The organism is Haloarcula sp. H-GB5 (assembly GCF_054850705.1).
This window is the reverse complement of the sequence record NZ_JBTWBG010000002.1, coordinates 1,097,611-1,115,225: the sequence shown is the minus strand read 5'-3', so window position 1 is coordinate 1,115,225 and position 17,615 is coordinate 1,097,611. Positions and strand designations below refer to the sequence as shown.

Annotated in this window: 18 protein-coding genes; 8 read left to right on the top strand and 10 right to left on the bottom strand. The window is 63.4% G+C overall.

The window, feature by feature from the left end:
- Positions 1–14 precede the first annotated feature (14 nt).
- The 3 genes from ACYJ11_RS13645 to ACYJ11_RS13635 all read left to right on the top strand — a co-directional run bounded on the left by ACYJ11_RS13645 (position 15) and on the right by ACYJ11_RS13635 (position 1,341).
- Entirely contained in the window at positions 15–563 is a 549-nt protein-coding gene (locus tag ACYJ11_RS13645; protein ID WP_461648171.1) for a hypothetical protein, read from the top strand.
- Positions 563–1,045: a metal-dependent hydrolase gene (locus ACYJ11_RS13640; protein ID WP_461648170.1), complete on the top strand. Its 483-nt coding sequence runs from the start codon at positions 563–565 to the stop codon at positions 1,043–1,045. Before ACYJ11_RS13645 ends, ACYJ11_RS13640 begins: the two co-directional genes overlap by 1 nt.
- An 86-nt stretch (positions 1,046–1,131) precedes the next feature.
- The gene (locus ACYJ11_RS13635; RefSeq protein ID WP_188976877.1) at positions 1,132–1,341 is read left to right on the top strand and encodes a TOBE domain-containing protein; all 210 of its coding nucleotides are present in this window, start codon (positions 1,132–1,134) and stop codon (positions 1,339–1,341) included.
- Between the two features lie 28 nt (positions 1,342–1,369).
- Here the strand turns inward: ACYJ11_RS13635 and ACYJ11_RS13630 are convergent, their stop codons facing one another.
- From ACYJ11_RS13630 to ACYJ11_RS13620, 3 genes are all read right to left on the bottom strand, one after another.
- Positions 1,370–2,740 carry a cryptochrome/photolyase family protein gene (locus ACYJ11_RS13630; RefSeq protein WP_461648443.1) on the bottom strand — a complete coding sequence of 457 codons (1,371 nt, stop codon included), beginning with the start codon at positions 2,738–2,740 and terminating at the stop codon, positions 1,370–1,372.
- A gap of 259 nt (positions 2,741–2,999) precedes the next feature.
- Positions 3,000–3,863 carry a 2-oxoacid:ferredoxin oxidoreductase subunit beta gene (locus ACYJ11_RS13625; RefSeq protein WP_306706397.1) on the bottom strand — a complete coding sequence of 288 codons (864 nt, stop codon included), beginning with the start codon at positions 3,861–3,863 and terminating at the stop codon, positions 3,000–3,002.
- Entirely contained in the window at positions 3,860–5,620 is a 1,761-nt protein-coding gene (locus ACYJ11_RS13620) for a 2-oxoacid:acceptor oxidoreductase subunit alpha (RefSeq protein ID WP_188976875.1), read from the bottom strand. The genes ACYJ11_RS13625 and ACYJ11_RS13620 overlap by 4 nt, the downstream gene beginning before the upstream one ends.
- 205 nt (positions 5,621–5,825) lie before the next feature.
- Between ACYJ11_RS13620 and ACYJ11_RS13615 the strand changes: the two genes are divergently transcribed.
- A complete protein-coding gene (locus tag ACYJ11_RS13615; protein ID WP_461648169.1) occupies positions 5,826–6,461 on the top strand; it encodes an FAD-dependent oxidoreductase in 636 nt (211 codons plus the stop codon).
- Between the two features lie 68 nt (positions 6,462–6,529).
- On the opposite strand, the gene ACYJ11_RS13610 is transcribed toward ACYJ11_RS13615, so the two are convergent.
- Positions 6,530–7,396 carry a universal stress protein gene (locus tag ACYJ11_RS13610; RefSeq protein WP_461648168.1) on the bottom strand — a complete coding sequence of 289 codons (867 nt, stop codon included), beginning with the start codon at positions 7,394–7,396 and terminating at the stop codon, positions 6,530–6,532.
- A 131-nt stretch (positions 7,397–7,527) separates the two neighbouring features.
- On the opposite strand from ACYJ11_RS13610, the gene ACYJ11_RS13605 reads away from it, so the two are divergent.
- The gene (locus ACYJ11_RS13605) at positions 7,528–7,818 is read left to right on the top strand and encodes a transcriptional regulator (protein ID WP_004592932.1); all 291 of its coding nucleotides are present in this window, start codon (positions 7,528–7,530) and stop codon (positions 7,816–7,818) included.
- A 37-nt stretch (positions 7,819–7,855) separates the two neighbouring features.
- On the opposite strand, the gene ACYJ11_RS13600 is transcribed toward ACYJ11_RS13605, so the two are convergent.
- Entirely contained in the window at positions 7,856–8,272 is a 417-nt protein-coding gene (locus ACYJ11_RS13600; protein WP_461648167.1) for a Rieske (2Fe-2S) protein, read from the bottom strand.
- Between the two features lie 489 nt (positions 8,273–8,761).
- Here ACYJ11_RS13600 and ACYJ11_RS13595 point away from each other — a divergent pair, with 489 nt between their 5' ends.
- Positions 8,762–10,063 (top strand): alpha-amylase domain-containing protein, encoded by a 1,302-nt coding sequence (locus ACYJ11_RS13595; protein ID WP_461648166.1) that lies wholly within the window; start codon positions 8,762–8,764, stop codon positions 10,061–10,063.
- 74 nt (positions 10,064–10,137) lie between these two features.
- On the opposite strand, the gene ACYJ11_RS13590 is transcribed toward ACYJ11_RS13595, so the two are convergent.
- From ACYJ11_RS13590 to ACYJ11_RS13570, 5 genes are all read right to left on the bottom strand, one after another.
- Complete coding sequence (locus tag ACYJ11_RS13590) at positions 10,138–11,010, bottom strand: aminotransferase class IV (protein WP_461648165.1); 873 nt, start codon at positions 11,008–11,010, stop codon at positions 10,138–10,140.
- Positions 10,995–11,744 (bottom strand): anthranilate synthase component II, encoded by a 750-nt coding sequence (locus ACYJ11_RS13585; RefSeq protein WP_461648164.1) that lies wholly within the window; start codon positions 11,742–11,744, stop codon positions 10,995–10,997. Before ACYJ11_RS13585 ends, ACYJ11_RS13590 begins: the two co-directional genes overlap by 16 nt.
- The gene (gene pabB / locus ACYJ11_RS13580) at positions 11,741–13,210 is read right to left on the bottom strand and encodes an aminodeoxychorismate synthase, component I (RefSeq protein ID WP_461648163.1); all 1,470 of its coding nucleotides are present in this window, start codon (positions 13,208–13,210) and stop codon (positions 11,741–11,743) included. The genes ACYJ11_RS13585 and pabB overlap by 4 nt, the downstream gene beginning before the upstream one ends.
- A 70-nt stretch (positions 13,211–13,280) precedes the next feature.
- Positions 13,281–13,895, bottom strand: a complete 615-nt coding sequence (locus tag ACYJ11_RS13575; RefSeq protein ID WP_188976859.1) for a helix-hairpin-helix domain-containing protein — start codon at positions 13,893–13,895, stop codon at positions 13,281–13,283.
- A 50-nt stretch (positions 13,896–13,945) separates the two neighbouring features.
- Positions 13,946–14,743 carry a shikimate dehydrogenase gene (locus tag ACYJ11_RS13570; RefSeq protein WP_461648162.1) on the bottom strand — a complete coding sequence of 266 codons (798 nt, stop codon included), beginning with the start codon at positions 14,741–14,743 and terminating at the stop codon, positions 13,946–13,948.
- A gap of 133 nt (positions 14,744–14,876) precedes the next feature.
- Between ACYJ11_RS13570 and ACYJ11_RS13565 the strand changes: the two genes are divergently transcribed.
- Both ACYJ11_RS13565 and ACYJ11_RS13560 read left to right on the top strand, forming a co-directional pair.
- A complete protein-coding gene (locus ACYJ11_RS13565) occupies positions 14,877–16,238 on the top strand; it encodes a sodium:calcium antiporter (RefSeq protein ID WP_461648161.1) in 1,362 nt (453 codons plus the stop codon).
- The gene (locus ACYJ11_RS13560) at positions 16,238–17,593 is read left to right on the top strand and encodes a D-aminoacyl-tRNA deacylase (RefSeq protein WP_461648160.1); all 1,356 of its coding nucleotides are present in this window, start codon (positions 16,238–16,240) and stop codon (positions 17,591–17,593) included. Before ACYJ11_RS13565 ends, ACYJ11_RS13560 begins: the two co-directional genes overlap by 1 nt.
- Positions 17,594–17,615 lie beyond the last annotated feature (22 nt).

The following is a 17,615-nucleotide window of genomic DNA, read 5'->3' as shown; positions in this document are numbered from 1 at the left end:
GCACCGAAATTTGAATGCTTCATTCGCGGGTGGGCAGGGTCGCAGCTATCTGTGGATTGCTAGCCGTGCTGTTCGCACTCATGGTCGGACTCGGCACCGCCATGCCGGCCCCCGAACTGGGCGATTATCCCGCAGAGGACGCACTGGCTACGGACTACGACAGGTACGTCGGCGAGTCCGTTCAGGTGACCGGCACGGTGACCAAGACCGAGCCAGTCGAGATCGCCGTCGGGTACGAGTACGCTGCCAACGGCGAGTACCACAGCGGCATGCTCACGATCACCGTCCGGAACGTCGACAAAGCCGTCACCGAAGGCGAATCGCTGCAGGTGTACGGGACGCTCGGCCCGGACCAAACCATCACCGCGGAGAACAGCGTGCGCGTGCCAGCGATGAACTACACGGCGATGTATCTCGTTTCCGCTATCGCCGGCCTGTGGACCCTTGGACGGCTGATCTGTGGCTGGCGGCTGAACTGGCAGACGTGGGCGCTCTGCCGGCGAGAGAACCGGCTCCGGCCGATACAGACGGTTCTCGGTAAGATACGGGAGGTATTTCTCTGATGCCGGACCTGCTCTCGCACGCCTTCATCGCGTTCACCGTCTGTACTCTCTTGTCACTCCGGTATGACTGGCTCACCGGCGAGTACGTCACTGTGGGGATGGCCGGCGCGTTCATCCCGGATATGGCGAAGATCAAGATTCTCGTGGACGCTGCGGCCGTCGAGGCGGCGCTGGATATTCCGTTCGACTGGCTGGGCGTCCACACGCTCGGCGGCGCGTTCGTCGCTGTCCTCGTAGGGACGGTCATCGTGAACCGCTCCGACCGACGGCGCGTGTTCGGCCTGCTGTCGCTCGGGGCGGCCAGCCACCTGTTTGCCGATGCACTTCTGCTGAAGGCCTCTGGGCGGTCGTACGAAGTGCTGTGGCCACTGACACAGTACCACCCGCCGACCCCGGGGCTGTACCTGAGTACGGATATCTGGCTCACGGGCGTCACCGGAACCGTCGCGGTGGCAGCGTGGCTGTTCGCGTCCCGCTCGTGATTATACGGACCGGCCCACTTGCCAGCCTCGCGACCATACTCCCCGGGATGACAACTGTATTACTATTGCATATCTAACCAGTTCGCATGGCACTCAGTGCCCGGAACAACCTCAGCGGGACGATTCGTTCAGTGACGATGGATGAAGTGATGGCCGAGGTGGTCATCGAACTGGACGGCGGCGAGACGGTCACGTCGACGATCACACGCGGGTCCGCGGATCGGCTCGACCTCGCAGAAGGCGACGAGGTGTCGGCAGTCATCAAGGCCAGCGAAGTGATGGTTAACAAGGACTGAGAACGGCGACAACGAGGCTGCAACCCGGTTACCGCTTTCCAAGCGCTGTCTCGAACACGCGCTGTGCTCGCTCGTAAGCGGCGTTCCGGTCGACGATTGGGTGGTAGTAGTTTGGGGCCAGGTCCTCGCGTTCGCCGTCCGAGAGCGTCGGCCAGTCGACGATTTTGTTCGCCGGAACGTCACGAAGTTCCGGCACGTACTCTGTGACGTAGTCCGCGCCGCTGTCGTACTTGCTCATCTGCGCGACTGGGTCGAAGATCCGCACGTCCACGGAGTCGGTCCCGGTCGAGGCCGTCCACTGCCAGCTGGCGGCGTTGTTAGCCGGGTCGTGGTCGACCAGTCGCTTCCGGAAGTGCCGCGCCCCTTCACGCCAGTCGACGAGGAGGTGTTTTGTGAGGAAGGACGCGACGTTCTGGCGCGGCCGGTTGTGGATGTACCCCTCCCGTTCGAGCTGGCGCATCCCGGCGTCGATAAACGGATACCCCGTCTCGCCGCGCTTCCAGGCCTCGAAGTTGTCTTCGTCGTTTTCCCACTCGATGCGGTTCGGGAACGACTTGTAGTTCTCCGACAGCAGCGTCGGATTGTGGTACAGCAGGTGGTAGCTCTGTTCGCGCCACGAAAGCTCGTAGCGGTACTTCTGGATGTTCCGCTGGGCGTCGCCGGTGGCTTCTGTATGTCGGTCGGACGCGTCCCGCCACATCTCGCGGATGCCGATCATCCCCGCCGCGAGGTACGGCGACATACGCGAGACGGCGCTGGTCGGCCGCTCGACGGCAGCCCGCATATCATCCCGAGTGTCGTTGTACGTCTCGATGCCGCCGGTGAGGAAGTCGTCATACCGCTGCCGTGCGCCCTCGTAGCCGGGCGTCGGCAAGTCGATATCCGTCTTGATGCTCGGGGCCGTCGTCGAGTCCGACATGTCGACGAGCGAGTCGCCTTCCGGACGTCCTACCGGCGGTAGCTTGTGGTGGGCCTGCCAGTCGTCGTAGAAGCGACTGTGGTTCTGGTACCGGCTATCGAGCCCCGCCGGGTCGACGAGCACGAGGTCTGTCAGCGATTTCGTCGGGAGCGACTCGTTGACTCGCCGCTGGCGGTTCCGCCGCGCGGGCCGGTAGTGTTCGTTGTAGTACACCCGGTCGGCATCGTACTCGTCGACGACATCTGAGAGCACCTCGACGGCGCTTCCCTTCCTGACGAGTAGATCTCCGCCGTGGTCCCGATACGCCTGTTTCAGCGCTCGGACGCCGGCCAGCAGGAACGCTCGCTGCCGCTTCCCGACCTTCGACAGCAGGTCCGTGTCGAGAACATACACCGGCAGTACTTCCTCGTCTGCGGCGGCGGCAGTCAGTCCGCGGTTATCCGGTATCCGGAGGTCCCGCTGGTGCCAGAAGACGTGCATACCTGTTGTTAGGGATGCCCGCATATGGGTCCAAACCCGATTCTATTGTGTAGGCGTCGGTCCCAAAGCCAATGTGCTGTCGCCGGGTGGTCAGCGAGTCAAAAATCACAGTGGTCAGCATACGGCGGCCGCAGGCCGCCGTTTCACCGGAATCGAGGCTCGGCCTCGATTCCGGCCTTTTTCGCCCACGTTTTTCGAGGAGCCTTCCCACAGCGCGCTCTGTGATCGCGCGAGGAAAGGCGACGCTGAAAAAGGTGGTCTAGTAGAACTCGCGGACGAGATCCATCGCGCCCTCGGGCGCGCCGTCCGGAATCTCGGCCATCGAGCCCTCGACGCCCTCACGCTCCTCGAATGGGACGGAGTCCTCGTCCTGATACAGGACGCCCATGTACTCCTTCTCGCTTTCGAGGATCTTGTCCTTGGCCTGGTCGCGGTCCGATGGGTCGTGGTCGGACTCGTCGAGGTCCACGATGGCGTCGCGGAAGTAATCGTAGGTGTCCACGTCGTTGAACGTCACACACGGCGAGTAGACGTTCACGAAGCCGAACCCGTCGTGTTCGACGGCCTTCTGGACGATCTCGGCGTGTCGCTGTGCGTTCGAGGAGAACGACTGCGCGATGAACGTCGCACCGGAGGCCAGCGCCAGCGCCTTCGGGTTGACTGGCGGCTGGTTCGGCCCGTCAGGCGAGGTCGAGGTTTCGAAGTCCTCGCGCGAGGTCGGCGAGGCCTGCCCTTTGGTCAGCCCGTAGATGCGGTTGTCCATCACGACGTAGCTCATGTCGACGTTCCGGCGAACAGCGTGGATGAAGTGGCCGGCACCGATGGAGTAGCCGTCGCCGTCGCCGCCCGAGACCATCACTTCGAGGTCCGGGTTGGCCATCTTCACGCCGATGCCCACCGGCAGAGCGCGGCCGTGGACGCCGTGAAGCGCGTAGCTGTGCATGTACGTCCCGATCTTGCCGGAACAGCCGATACCGGCGACGATGAAGGTGTTGTCGGGGTCGTTGCCCGTCTCTGCCAGTGCCTTCATCATGCCGTTCATCGTCCCGAAGTCACCGCAGCCGGGACACCAGGTCGGTTGCTTGTCGGATTTGAAGTCTGTGAAGCGAACGTCGGAACTCATTGTGTTGCCTCCGCGGGTGTGTCAAGCGTTTGCTTGATCTCGGTCGCCAGTTCGTCTGCTTTGAACCGCACGCCGTTGTACTTGTTGATGCGCTGTACCCGTTCGAGGACGTCGTGCTCGATGACATCCGCGAACTGGCCGGTGGCGTTACACTCGACGACGATGACATCCTCTGCGGCTTCGATCTCTTCGGAGAGGTCCGGCCGCGGGAAGATGTACGGCACAGAAAGGAACCGCACGTCGTATCCGTCCTCCTCCAGCAGCGTCAGCCCCTCACGCAGAGCCCCTTCGTTGGAGCCCCAAGAGATGACGAGCGTGTCGGCGTCGGGGTCGCCGAACTCGCGGTAGTCGAAGTCCTCCTGCTCGCGGGCGGTCTCGACTTTCCGCTGGCGCTTGTCGACCTGCTCGATACGCACGTCCGTGTCTTCGGTCCGGCGACCGAGTTCGTCGTGTTCGAGGCCGGTCGTCATGTGTGCGCCGTCGGTCGTGCCGGGGAATGCACGCGGCGAGACCCCGTCGGCGGCCGCGAAGTGGGCCTGGAAGCGCCCCTTCTCGTCCAGCCAAGTGTCGATTTCGTTCTCGTCGACGACCTTCCCGCGGTCGATTTCGACCTCGTCCATGTCGAAGGTCTCGGGGGAGAAGGTCTGTTCCGTCACGGCCATCGCGAGGTCCGAGACGAGGAAGACCGGGGTCTGGTACTTCTCGGCGAGGTTGAACGCCTCGACGGTCTTCCAGAAACACTCCGAGACGGTCGTCGGCGCGACGACGAACCGCGGAATCTCGCCGTGGCCGCCGTACAGCGTCATGTTGAGGTCGCCCTGTTCCTGCTTGGTCGGCATCCCGGTCGAGGGACCGGAACGCATCACGTCACAGATGACCAGCGGCGTCTCGCTGGTGGCGACCAGCCCGAACGTCTCGGTCATCAGGTCGATACCCGGACCGGACGTTGCGGTCATGGCTCGGGCACCGGCACGTGCCGCGCCAAGCGCCATGTTGATGGCCGACAGTTCATCCTCGGCCTGCACGACCTTGCCGCCGAACTGGTCGACGCGGCCGGTCATGTACTCCATCACGTCCGTCGCCGGTGTGATGGGGTAGCCGGCGTAGAAGCGACAGCCGGCGGCGATAGCGCCCATGCCGATGGCCTCGTCGCCGTTGAGGAGCACGTAGTCCTCGTCGGTGGTCTCCATGTCGTAGTCGAACTCGCCGTACTCCTCCTGGACGTAGTGTTGGCCCTTCCGGGCGGCTTCCTTGTTGTTCTCGACGATGGCCTCGCCCTTGTCACCGAAGCGCTTTTCGAGGCTTTCGTCGAGGTTCTCGATGGGGAAGCCGGTGACTTCACACGCCGCGCCCAGCGCAACGACGTTGAGCATGATGGCCCCGCCCGCGTCCTCGGCGAGCCGTTTCAGCGGTACTTCGAGTGCCGTCGCGTCGCCGGGAACCTCCACGTCCTGCATCGTCGAGCGCTCACCGTCGTAGATGATGACGGAGTCCTCGTGGAGCTCGTCCTCGTTCTCGTGGATGGTGCGCTCGGTGAGTGCGATCAGGATGTCGAGGCGGTCAACGACACTCTCGACGCGGTCGACTGACGTCCGTACCTTGTAGGCAGTGTACCCGCCACGGATGCGGGAGGCGAAGTCCTTTGAGGTGAAGACGTGTCGACCAGCCCGGGAGAGTGCCTGCGCGAAAATCTTCCCGGTGGAGTCGATTCCATCGCCGGCTTCGCCGCCGATGGCCCAGTTCAGGTCCTCTGGCATTATATCCCTCGGGTAGCCAGCGTGGTAGGAAAAGCCTTCCGTAACCGCCCGCGCGCGCACTACTCGCATTCGAGTGAATACCGGTGTAGTTTCGAGCGGATACCGGCATAATACACCGTATGTGGGAAAACACCGGCAATCGATGCCGACGAACGTGAAACTCCGCGACCGTAACCCCCTTGCCCGGTCACGGTAACTCTGCGGTATGGATGAACGAGTCCTCGACGTGGTTGCCGTCCGGGATGTCGGACCGGATACCGTGGCGATCGACTTCGAGACACCGGACGCCTTCGACGCACAGCCAGGTCAGTTCGTCAAGCTGACGCTACCCGTTGAGGGGGAGGACGTCTCGCGGTTCTACACGATCTCCTCACCGACGGTTGAGGGGGCGTTCGAGATCACTGTCGGCATCGACCCCGACGGCGAGTTGGCCCCCCAGCTCGGCGCGCTCGAAGCGGGCGACGGCGTCCGCATCGCCGGGCCGTTCGGGTCAGATTACTACGAAGGAGAGAGTCGCGCTGTCGTTCTCGCCGGGGGTCCCGGTGTCGGTCCAGCCGTCGGTATCGCCGAGCGCGCGCTGGACGACGGTAACGAGGCCGCAGTCGTGTATCAGGACGATGCACCGGTCCACGAGGAGCGGCTGGACGCGCTCGCCGAGGCCGGAGCGCTCGTCACGGTCATCGGCAGCGAGGAGTCCCTGACCGAGCCAGTCGCCGACGCCGTCGAGGACGGCGGGCAGGTGTTCATTTACGGCTTCGCGGACTTCCTCGACGCCGCCACGGAAGCGCTGGAAGCTGCTGGGGTCAACACTGACGACGCGAAGGTCGAGAACTTCGGATAGTTAGTCGAGCGCCGTTCGGTGCTGTCTTACCGGCTGGCCGTCCCTACGATAGGCCGCTGGTAGCGGCGTTATTGCTCCTCACCGGCGTCCGACGCTCGAACAGTCATCACCGGCACCGGCGAGGTTCGGACCAGCTTTTCCGCAACGCTGCCCAGTAGGTAGCGGTCGATGCCGGTGCGGCCGTGAGTGCCGATGACGACGAGGTCAGCATCAGCCTCCTCAATAGCGTCAAGGATGGCCCGGTACGGGACGCCGTGTGCGATAGCTGTCTCGACGGTTTCGACCCCCATCTCGGAGAGTCGGTCGGACGTATTCTCGACTGCATCCGTCGCGACTGACTCCAGCTCGTCGACGATAACGCCCGATCCGACATCGACACCGAGCGACCGCGTGTCCACGACCGAAACAAGATGGACGGTGGCATCGGTTACGCTTGCGAGCGCGCCCGTCGGTTCAATCGCTGCCTCTGCGCCGCTACTGCCGTCGGTTGGGAGCAGAATATCGTCGAACGAAACGGTTCCCGGCTCCGCGTCGGCTTTGACCGAGAGGACTGGCACGTCGGCGAGACGGACGACCTTTTCGGTAACGCTGCCCAGAAGGAACCGCCGGACCCCAGTTCGACCGTGGGTCCCCATGACGATGAGATCGATGTCGGTCTCGTCGGCGTAGTCGAGAACCGTGTCATGGACAACTCCCTCGCGGACCGCGGAGGTGACGGACAGGCCCTCGGTGTTGACGCGGTCGGCCTGGGATTCTATGAAGGCCGCTGCTGGGGAGTCGCCGTCGTAATCCCAGTCGTCCGTGGGTCCATGCTCGTCAACGACCGAGAGGACGTGAACGGTGGCGTCGTGTGTTCTTGCGAGCGTCGCGGCGGCCTCAAACGCGCGCTCGGAACCGGGGCTGCCGTCGGTCGGAACGAGTATTCGATCGAACATCGGTTGGTGTCGCTGTTCACCGCCGTCGGTGATAAAGTATCGTGGCGGATGGAGGAACTGGCCGGGAGACGGCGACGGTGGTGCCACAAGAACAGAACAAAGCCTATAACAATCGGATGCCAACTTCTCCCATGCGCGAGGCAAGTCGGACGACGCGCCAGCGCATCGCTGACCAACTACGCGACGAAGCGATGGCCGCCGGGACAATCGCGAACGAGTTCGAGATACAGACCAGCGACGCGCTCACACACGTAGAGCATATTTCGAAATCTCTAGAATCGACCGACGAACAGCTTCTCGTCGCGCCGCCCGAGTGCGAGGAGTGCGGCTTCACGGACTTCGACGACCTGACGAACCGACCGAGCCGGTGTCCGGAGTGCAAATGCGAGGCCGTCTCGGAGCCGGCGTACCGGATCAGCTGATACAGGACCGACTCCCAGCGGCACCGGTTCTGTTCGTTCAGTTCCCGGAGAAGCCGATGCGACCGCGCGATGAAAGGTCGTGGTCGCCCGACGGTCCCTGATTTTCGAATTCGTAGCGCTCGTCGGTCAGATAGACATCACCGTCCTCGGTGGTGATAGCGACTTCCTCCAGAACCGCCCCTTCGCAGGGACCGTAGCTACACAGCCCCGAATCGGATGCAAACGTCGCCCCGTGTTTCTCACACACCAGTTCCCCGTTGCGGATCGTCGCTCCACTACCCTTGTCCAATCGGACATCCGTCCAGTGGGGACAGTAGTTCTCGAACGCGACGACTGTATCTGACAACTCGACAATAATCGCTTCCTTGGTGTCGAACCCGTCGCGAACAGTGAACAGAAAGGTTCCGTCATCAGGTACCTCGTCCAGTGCGACGATACGGCTATCCTCGTCCATACTACGCATCCGTAAGGATGTAAGCCGTTTCAAACCGCCGGTCACGGCGAGTAGCGCGGAACGTAGCTCCGCAGACAGTTGTGGTGGGAATCAAGTCGCCAAAGCCGTGAACGGCCACCAAGCGGGTCCCTGATGCGAACCACTCGTCGGGATTCTGATGTCCACTGGCACGTCGGGTTCTGAGTTGCGTCTCGCTATTGGCGGTGTGGAGCGCGAAGACGTGGTGTGAACGAGCCGCCTCGATACAGAGTGAGTCTGCAATTAAGCAATCAAATAAGAAATACGTTCCCAACGCTGTATATATCGAGAGTCGGAAGAGGGTATAGATAGCGGCTCTGTCGGCGATTCTTTCCCTGATTAGCATTCAGGTTTTCTCGAGCTCTGACACATAATTCTACTATCACTACCGACTATTTATTGTGATGTAGTGTTTCATCATTTTTTGCAGATGTGCATGGTAGATAACATGAGACACACCTTCGATTCCAGATGAACAGAACCCAAACAACCGGCAGTGGCCGAGCGTCTCGGCGAACTGTGCTGAAAGGGATTAGCGCGCTCGGTGCTGCAGTATTCGGCACCGCCACATCGGTCAGCAGTAGCGCCGCCGTCGGTGATAGCGCGGTGTACCAGTACTACCACACAGACTGGACAGAAGTCACAGCAACACTGGAAACAGTTGCACAACAGGGCTACGATGCAATTCAGGTTCCACCGGCCCATCGGAGCCGCCTCGATCGGAGCCATCAAAACGGTGTCACCGACCCACCGCTGGGGTACCAGCCCGTCGACCTGACGGATTTCAACAGCGTGTTCGGCACAGAGGCCGAGTACGAGGCGATGGTTCAGGAGGCCCACAATCAGGGCCTCGACGTCGTCGCCGACGCAGTCATCAACCACATGGCTGCAAATGACGACTTCCGGGACGCGCCGGGCATTACGTTCGAGGACCTCCCCCGGTTCAGCGAACGCGACTTCCACCCGAAAGACGACATTAACTACGACGATCCAGAGTCGGTCGAGGACGACTGGCTCGTCGGGCTGAAAGACCTGAAACAGAAGTCCGAATACGTCCGCGGCGAGTTACAGAACTACGTCCAGAAGTACGCGGACCTCGGTGTCGACGGCATTCGCTGGGACGCCGCCAAACACGTCCCCGAGTCGTTTTTCGCCGACTACGCGAACCAGTGGGCCGACGACCTCGATCTCTGGACAGTGGGTGAGGTGCTCGACGGCGATGTCAGCGTCTGCCAGGGGTACGCCGACACGGGGATGTCCGTTACTGACTACCCACTCTATTACACGATGAAAGAGGAGACGTTCCACAGCGGCGGCGATATGCAGGCGCTCGACGGCGCCGGCATGGTGAATCAGTCGCCGTTCCAGGCGTTCACGTTCGTTTCAAACCACGACAGCGGGCCGCCGGACTACGAGAAACTCGCGTACGCCTACATCCTCACGTACGAGGGGTATCCACGGGTGTACAGCAACCGTATCAGTGTCGACGACGACGACATCCGGAACCTCCTCTGGATCCGGAACAACCTCGCAAGCGGCGACGCTCAGACCCGTCACGTCGATCAGGACCTGTACGTCTACGAGCGCAAAGAGAACCTCCTCGTCGGCCTGAACCGTGCGAGCAGCCAGCGGAGCAAATGGGTCCCCACGAGCTGGACGAACCAGGCACTCAACGATTACAGCGGCAACGCGAACAATATCTCGACCAACGGTGACAGCTGGGTCCAGATCACCGTTCCCGCAACAAGTTGGGTCTGCTACGCACCCGAGTAGGCCGCGGACGCGGGCACCAGTCAGCTAGCACGCCAGCGATCCACGCTGGCTTGCCTTCTACCCCTTCAGTGCAATCAGTACTGTTGCTCCTCGATGCGCTCGTCGAACAGTCGCTGGAGGAGCTTCGTCATCGGCCCGCTCCCGACGGAGATGCCGTCAACGGTCTCGATCGGCCGGATCTCCCACGTCGAGTTTGTGAGAAACGCCTCATCGGCGTCGCGCAGGGCATCGAGCGAGTAGTGGCCCGTTTCGACGGGGAAGTCCTCGCCGCGAGCGATGTCCATCACCACGTCGCGGGTGACCCCCGGTAGCAGATCGAGGTCCGTACTCGGCGTCCGGAGACCGTTGTCCGTGACGAAAAAGAGGTTGCTCGTCGCTCCTTCGGCCAGATTCCCGTCCGTGTCCCGGATGAGGCACTCGTCGGCGGGATCGCCACCAGCGGCGGCCTTTCGGAGTTCGAGTCTGCCGAGAATCCCGTTGAGATAATTGTGCGTCTTCGCATCCGCCGGGACGGCCTCGCTGGGAATCCGCCGGGTCCTGACCGTCTGGACCGACGCCGGTTCGTCCCAGACGCGCTCACCCTCTAAGCCGCCCCGTGGCAGTCCCTTACAGATGACGACGACCGTGGGGTCAACGTCGCTCCCTGGCGTCAGCTTTCCGGGCTGGACGCCCCGCGTGACAGACAGTCGGACGTACGCCTCCTCCAAGTCGTTAGCCGCGAGGGTCTCGTCCACGCGCTCCCGGAGGTCACCGGGCACGGCGTCGGCGAAGCCCAGTGTCTCGGCCGTCCGCTGGAGGCGGTCGCGGTGGGCGTCCCACCGGAACGGCTCGCCGCCGTAGGCCCGAAGCGTCTCGAACGCCGCGTCGCCGTACATGAACCCGCGGTCGCGCACCGATACCGTCGCCTCGTCCTCGGGGACGAGCGTCCCGTTTACGTGGTATTGCATAGCAGGCAGAAGTTCTCGATCATGGTCTTACCGTGGTCAGTCAGGATACTTTCGGGATGGAACTGCACGCCGATGTGCGGGCGGTCGTTGTGGCGGACACCCATGACGACCTGCGACTCGTTCGTGCCGTCGGCGGTGGCAGCGTCGTCCGAATCAGATGCCATAGCGGTCCCAGCAGTATCGCCGTCGCTGACAGTGTACGCTGTCTCGGTCAACACGTCGGGGAGGTGCTCGCGGTCGACCGCAAGCGAATGGTACCGGCCGACGTCGAACGGGTCCGGGATGTCTTCGAATACACCTGTGCCGTCGTGGGTAACCGACGAAGATTTGCCGTGGACGACCGCCTCGGCGTGGCCGACGGGTGCGCCGTTGGCCGCACACAGTGCCTGATGGCCGAGACAGACTCCCAGCGTCGGGTACTCCAACTCTTCGAATATAGGCATCGAGACGCCCGCCTCCTCGGGCGTCCCCGGCCCCGGCGAGACGACGATGCCGTCGGGGTCCATCTCTCGGATGTCCTCGATATCGATGGCGTCGTTGCGCCGCACAACTACGTCGTCCTCAGTCCCGCCGAGGCGGAGGACCACCTCACCGACGTACTGGACGAGGTTGTACGCGAACGAATCGTAGTTGTCGACGACCAGCACGGTCGGCGCCAGTGAATCTGTTGCCGGACCGCCCGCGGCGTCGGTGCCGCTATCGCCGCTACCACCGCTGTCAAAATGACCGCTCATCCCTCGCCCTCCATCGACAGGTCGACGCGCCGCCCCAGCGCCTCGTCGACGGCGTTGACGAGCGCGCGGCCCTTGTCCAGCGTCTCCTGATACTCGCTATCGGGGTCCGAATCGTGGACCACGCCGGCACCGACGCGGAGGTGGTACTCCTCGGCGTACCGGACCAGGGTCCTGATGACAATGTTCAGCGTCGCTCTGCCGTCGAAGCCGAACAGGCCGATGGAGCCGGTGTACGGCCCCCGTCGGGTCGCCTCCACCTCGTCGATAATCTCCATCGTCCGGGGCTTGGGCGCACCGGTGATGGTGCCGCCGGGGAACACCGCGGCGATGGCGTCCTGCAGGGACGCGCCGTCGCGGAGTCGGCCCTCAACGACCGAGACGAGGTGCATCACCTCTGAGTAGCGGTCGACACGGCGGTAGTCCGACACCTCGACGCTCCCGAATTTACTCACTTTCCCCAGGTCGTTGCGCTCCAGATCGACGAGCATCGCGTGTTCGGCCCGCTCCTTCTCGTCGTCGAGCAGGTCCGCCTCCAGTCGGTCGTCGGCTTCAGTCGTCTCGCCACGCGGCCTGGTACCGGCGATGGGTTCGGTCTCGATCCGGTCGCCGTCGCGGTGCAGGAGGAGTTCCGGGCTGGCGCTGACGAGGTCGACGCCGGGGAACTCAAGCAGGGCCGAGTACGGTGCGGGATTCACAGTTCGAAGTGCGTCGAAGGCCTCGACCGGGTGGACTGCGGCGGGTGCGCGCAGGCGTTGCGAGACGTTCGCTTGGAACGTGTCGCCGTCGCGGATGTACTGCTTGACTGTCCGGACGCGGTCGGCGAAGGCCCCGCGCGTGCAGTCGCTCTCGAAGGTCGCTTCGTCGGCTTCGACCGGCGGGTCCTCGACTGCAGGATCGCCCTGCATGGCCGCCCGAGCCAGATCCAGCGCGTGTTGCTTGCCGAACTCGTAGGCCAGTTCTGGCGTCTCAAAGTCGCCGACCCGCGGGCAGGCCGTCACGCGCAACGTCACCGATTCGCCGCGTGGCTCTTCCCAGGCGGCGAAGCGGTCGTAGCGAGCTATCTGGAGGTTCGGGAGCGCGCGGTCAGCGTCGGCGCTGTCGGGCAGTGACTCCAGTTCCCGTGCCACGTCGTAGGAGAGCCAGCCGACGGCTCCGCAGGGATACGGCACGTCGCAGTCACCGCGGACCAGTCGTTCGTCATCGAGAAACTCGGTCAGCGCGGCGAGGGTCCCGCCTGCTCTCGGATCGACCTCGCGGAAGTCCGCCGGAGCGGTCCCGAAGTAGCCCCACCCAGACTGTCCGCCGGTCGTCGCCAGATACACACCGCCAGTCTCGTCGCGCGCCCGGCGATAAGCGAGAAACGGGTCATCGACGTCCACTCGAACCTCGACAGGGACGCGCGCTTCTGAGGGCGCATCGGCTGCGAGGTCGGTGAACGTTGTCCGGTCGGTTTCGACCGATTGCATTACCGAACGAAAACAGTGCGGCGACTAATTCCCTTGCGGTTCGGTGCACAAAGACGGAACGTCAACGGTCTCAGAAGTCTTCGGCCCGCTCGATCCAGCCTGAAACACGGCTCTCGGAGAGGTCAGTGTCTGCGGCGATGTCTGCTGCATCCGCGACGGCCAGCTCGCCCACCGTCTCGATACCGATATCGGCGAGTCGATCAGCGTAGGCGGGACCGATACCTTTGATGTCTGTGACAGGGGCGGTGCTCCCCTCCTCGATATCGGTCGAGTCATTGTTGGATTCGGCTGGCTCCGCATCGGCCTCGGCCGGGTCCTCGTCAGCGGTGGCCTCCGAGTCGCCGGCTTCGTCGTCGGCCACCGTTTCTGTCTCGGAGTTCATAGAAGAATCATCGGCCGAAGATGTCGATTCGTCATCAGTAGTGGTCGGTGACGCGGCAGTCTCCGACTCGTTCGTGTGAGCGGGCGTCGCACTCCCATCCCCTGATTCAGTACCGTCCCCAGCCGCGGTATCGGATGTGTGGGTCTCGGTAGTCGTCGCGGTGTTCGTCCCCTTCACAGCGTCTTCGTCTTCAGTAGAGGGCTCTCGCTCGACGGTCACGTCCACGTCGCGGTTAGTTCCCGACGTGGATGACCCAGTCCCGTCAAGCCCGAGGGCGGATTTCAATTTCTGAAGCAGACCCATACATGAACGTATTTATCCCCCACACAAATCTCTTGCTGGTGACCGCTCCGCTACAGGTGGTCGCGCAACTGGTCGTTCATCCGGTCCACTGGCGCATCTTCGCCAGTCCAGCGTTCGAACGCTTCGACCCCTTGATACAGGAGCATCCACGCACCGTCGACTGTCGTTGCGCCCGCGGCCGCCGCATCCTGTAGCAGACGGGTCTCGATCGGCGTGTACACCGCATCAAGCACCGCGAGGTCACCGTGCAACGCGTCAGCGGGGACCGGTGTCGTCTCTTCTTCCATGCCGACGCTGGTGCAGTTGACGAGGACATCGGCGTCCGCAAGCAGGTCGGGGAGCGAGTCGAGCCCGTGGCCGGAAGCGTCCGGTACTTCATCCGCGAGCGCGTCAGCTTTAGACTCGGTCCGGTTTGCGATCCGCACCGACAGCCCCTCATCGGCGAGACCGAACGCGACCGCTCGCCCCGCACCGCCGGCCCCGACGACGACCGCCGTGCCCGACAGCGATACGTCGTGGTGTTCCAGCGCTCTGACCGCACCAACCGCGTCGGTGTTGTAGCCTGTCGGCGTCCCGCCGTCGAAGTCGACAGTGTTGACCGCGCCGATGCGTTCGGCGAGCGGTGCGGGGTCGACGGTGTCCAGCACGTCCTGTTTGAACGGGATCGTGACGTTGAGGCCGTCGATCCCGAGCGTCTCAGCCGCTTCAATGGCTTCGGCACCAGAATCCGCCGCTGGTTCGAACGTGACGTAGCGTGCATCTAGCCCCAGTGCCTCGTAGCCCGCCTCGTGCATCGGCGGCGACAGCGAGTGCCCGACCGGGTTCCCGATGAGTCCGTAAACGTCCATACCAACGTCAGCGCGCCCCGGTCGTATCAACGCCACGCTCTGTGGGAAGCACGGCCTTAGGCCGACACTTTCGCAAGCTTTTCAGCCGGACCCAGCCACATTTCCGACAGTGAGTCGTTTTCGCCATCCACTGATGCAAGTCGCAGTCGCGCTGGCCCTGACTGTCGGCTGGATTTACCTATTTATCTCCGGCATTGCGGTCGGGAACGTGACCACCGTCGCGGTCAGTGGGCTCGCCGTTCTCGGGGCGTCGTTCCTGCTGGCCTGGGGCGCTGAAACCGCAGAGAAAGACGTACCGAGGGCGTTCGCTATCGCTGTTCTCGCCATTCTCGCTGTGGCTCCCGAGTACGCCGTCGACGCGCTGTACGCCTGGAACGCCGGGGCTGGTGGTGCGACAACGGAAGCCTGTCGCCAGTTCACGGCGGCAGAAATCGAGTCCGCGAGCGGGGGGCTCGCTCGTGCCTGTCACGACGCGAACCTCGCAATCGCGAACATGACCGGCGCGAACCGCATCCTCATCGGTATCGGCTGGGCCGGCATCGCCGTGTTCACCGTCTGGCGCGCCGCAAAGACACGAGACGCGGCAGTCACGAAACGCGACGGGTTCCTGAAAGACGCTGTCCAGCTGGACACCGACATCGCAACCGAGATTGCATTCCTCTTTCTGGCGACGATGTGGGCGTTTCTCGTCCCCCTCGGTGGCGGTATCGGTATCTTCGATACGCTGTTTCTGGTTGGCCTCTACGTCGCGTACATCGGCCTCGTGCTCAAGTCCGACATCGAACACAGCGAGCACACTGTGGGCGTGCCGAAGTACTTTCAGGAGTGGTCGCTACCGTGGCGGCCGCTCGTCGTCCTGGCGCTGTTTGGCTACTCCGGCGTGATGATCTTCACGGCTGTCGAGCCGTTCGCCCACGGGCTCGAAGAGATCGGTGTCGCGAACGGCATCCCCGAGTTCTTCATGATCCAGTGGGTCGCCCCGCTGGCCAGCGAATCGCCCGAACTCATCGTCGTCGCCGTGCTGGTCAACAAAGCCCGGTCGACGGCCGGGTTCAACGCCCTCATCTCCTCGAAACTCAATCAGTGGACGCTGCTCATCGGGACCATCGCGGTGGTGTACTCCATCGCCCTTGGCGGGTACGGTGTCCTGCCGTTCGACGCCAGACAGGGCGCGGAGATCTGGATTACAGCGGCTCAGTCCTTCTTCGCGCTCGCCATTCTGGTCAACTTCGAGATCAGTATCCGCGAAGCCGTCGGGCTGTTCGTGCTGTTCATCTCGCAGGTGATTTTGGAGTTCGCTATCATCAGAGATCTCATCGCTGTGCCGATATCGAGTCACGACCTCCTGCTAGCGTACACAGGGCTGTACGTCGTCGTCGGGGCCGGACTGTTCGTCCAGCGCCGCGAGGCGCTGAAACACCTGTTCGGACTGGCTGGTGACGCCGTCCGGACCGCAATGGGCCGTGAACCGGCCAATCTGGAGAACGCGGACTGATGCTTGGAATCGTCGTCTCACACGCTGACTCGGCGTCGACTCACATCGGCGAACACCTGCGTTCTCTGCGTGACTGGGAAACGAGCGTCGATGAAACGCGGCCCGACGCCGAGGGCGGTGGCACGGTGTACCGAACTGACAGCGTGGAACTCCGCGAGTTCGAGGCGTTACATCTGGACATCGAAAACGTCGCGGCGGCGTTCGACGACCTAGACCTGCTGGTGTTCGCTTCAAAACACGCCGGCGAGACGGACGAACTCCTGACGGCCCACCACACCGGGAACTTCGGTGTCGCGGAGTACGGCGGCGAAGACGGGCAGTTCGCCCGCGCCTGTCCCGGTGCTCACAAGAGCGTAGTTTCGGCGCTCCAGCGCCACGCTCCGCCGGACTACGAGGTCGGGATGGAGTGTACGCACCACGGCCCGACAACGGTCGGCGTCCCGTCGATGTTCGTCGAGGTTGGCAGCGCGGAGCCACAGTGGGAGGACCCAGACGCCGCCGAGGCCGCTGCGAGGGCGATACTGGACCTCGCCGACGAACCGGCAGACAAGCCGCGGGAAAACGGGACGCGCCGCCACCTCCTCGGTGTCGGCGGCGGCCACTACGCGCCGCGGTTCGAGCGCGTCGTCCGCGAGACGGACTGGGCGGTCGGACATATCGCCGCCAACTGGTCGCTGGACGCACTGGCGGAGTGGGCTGACAGCGACGAGGAGCGCGATACCGTCCTCGAACGGGCCTTCCGGGCCAGCGCGGCCGACTACGCCCTCATGGAGGGCGACCGGCCGGACCTCACGGCCGCCATCGAGTCGCTGGGCTACCGCGTCGTCAGTGAGACGTTCGTTCAGGAGACGAGCGGTGTCGACCTTGGCCTCGTCGAGGCGCTGGAAGACGCTGTCCGGCCGGTCGACGATGGTCTCAGGTTCGGAGAGCTTGCACCCGGATACGACGGCGAGTGGACGGTTATCGATCTCCCTGACGAACTTATTTCGGACGTGCGCGGCGTCGATAGCGAGGCCCTGCGCGAAACTGTCGAACGGCAGTCCATCGCGTACGCGACCGAACAGAACGGAACCGTCCTCACCGGCCCGATCGTCTGTCCGGCGACGACGGACCTGCAAACGGTCGTCGACCCACTCGTCGAAATACTCGAACGGCGCTTCGACACCGTCGAGTGGACTGCGGACAAACTCGTCGCCCGCGAGACGGCGTTCGACCCGGACCTCGCGCGAACTGCTGGCATCCCGGAGGGGCCGAAGTTCGGGAAGCTCGCCTCGGGCGAGTCAGTCGAAATCGATGGGGAAGAGATCGACCCAGAACGCTTCCAGCGCGAGCGTATACGTCGATATACGCTGTGAACACTGGCGTGTCAGCCGTCGA

What these genes read in the sequence shown, in the direction of transcription:
- ACYJ11_RS13640 (WP_461648170.1), top strand. Translation starts at nt 563, where the DNA reads ATGCCGGACCTGCTCTCGCACGCCTTCATCGCGTTCACCGTCTGTACT.
- ACYJ11_RS13610 (WP_461648168.1), bottom strand. Translation starts at nt 7,396, where the DNA reads ATGTTCGATCGAATACTCGTTCCGACCGACGGCAGCCCCGGTTCCGAG.
- ACYJ11_RS13585 (WP_461648164.1), bottom strand. Translation starts at nt 11,744, where the DNA reads ATGAGCGGTCATTTTGACAGCGGTGGTAGCGGCGATAGCGGCACCGAC.
- ACYJ11_RS13560 (WP_461648160.1), top strand. Translation starts at nt 16,238, where the DNA reads ATGCTTGGAATCGTCGTCTCACACGCTGACTCGGCGTCGACTCACATC.
- ACYJ11_RS13600 (WP_461648167.1), bottom strand. Translation starts at nt 8,272, where the DNA reads ATGGACGAGGATAGCCGTATCGTCGCACTGGACGAGGTACCTGATGAC.
- ACYJ11_RS13620 (WP_188976875.1), bottom strand. Translation starts at nt 5,620, where the DNA reads ATGCCAGAGGACCTGAACTGGGCCATCGGCGGCGAAGCCGGCGATGGA.
- ACYJ11_RS13615 (WP_461648169.1), top strand. Translation starts at nt 5,826, where the DNA reads ATGGATGAACGAGTCCTCGACGTGGTTGCCGTCCGGGATGTCGGACCG.
- ACYJ11_RS13590 (WP_461648165.1), bottom strand. Translation starts at nt 11,010, where the DNA reads ATGCAATACCACGTAAACGGGACGCTCGTCCCCGAGGACGAGGCGACG.
- ACYJ11_RS13645 (WP_461648171.1), top strand. Translation starts at nt 15, where the DNA reads ATGCTTCATTCGCGGGTGGGCAGGGTCGCAGCTATCTGTGGATTGCTA.
- ACYJ11_RS13575 (WP_188976859.1), bottom strand. Translation starts at nt 13,895, where the DNA reads ATGGGTCTGCTTCAGAAATTGAAATCCGCCCTCGGGCTTGACGGGACT.
- ACYJ11_RS13565 (WP_461648161.1), top strand. Translation starts at nt 14,877, where the DNA reads ATGCAAGTCGCAGTCGCGCTGGCCCTGACTGTCGGCTGGATTTACCTA.
- ACYJ11_RS13605 (WP_004592932.1), top strand. Translation starts at nt 7,528, where the DNA reads ATGCGCGAGGCAAGTCGGACGACGCGCCAGCGCATCGCTGACCAACTA.
- pabB (WP_461648163.1), bottom strand. Translation starts at nt 13,210, where the DNA reads ATGCAATCGGTCGAAACCGACCGGACAACGTTCACCGACCTCGCAGCC.
- ACYJ11_RS13630 (WP_461648443.1), bottom strand. Translation starts at nt 2,740, where the DNA reads ATGCACGTCTTCTGGCACCAGCGGGACCTCCGGATACCGGATAACCGC.
- ACYJ11_RS13570 (WP_461648162.1), bottom strand. Translation starts at nt 14,743, where the DNA reads ATGGACGTTTACGGACTCATCGGGAACCCGGTCGGGCACTCGCTGTCG.
- ACYJ11_RS13595 (WP_461648166.1), top strand. Translation starts at nt 8,762, where the DNA reads ATGAACAGAACCCAAACAACCGGCAGTGGCCGAGCGTCTCGGCGAACT.
- ACYJ11_RS13635 (WP_188976877.1), top strand. Translation starts at nt 1,132, where the DNA reads ATGGCACTCAGTGCCCGGAACAACCTCAGCGGGACGATTCGTTCAGTG.
- ACYJ11_RS13625 (WP_306706397.1), bottom strand. Translation starts at nt 3,863, where the DNA reads ATGAGTTCCGACGTTCGCTTCACAGACTTCAAATCCGACAAGCAACCG.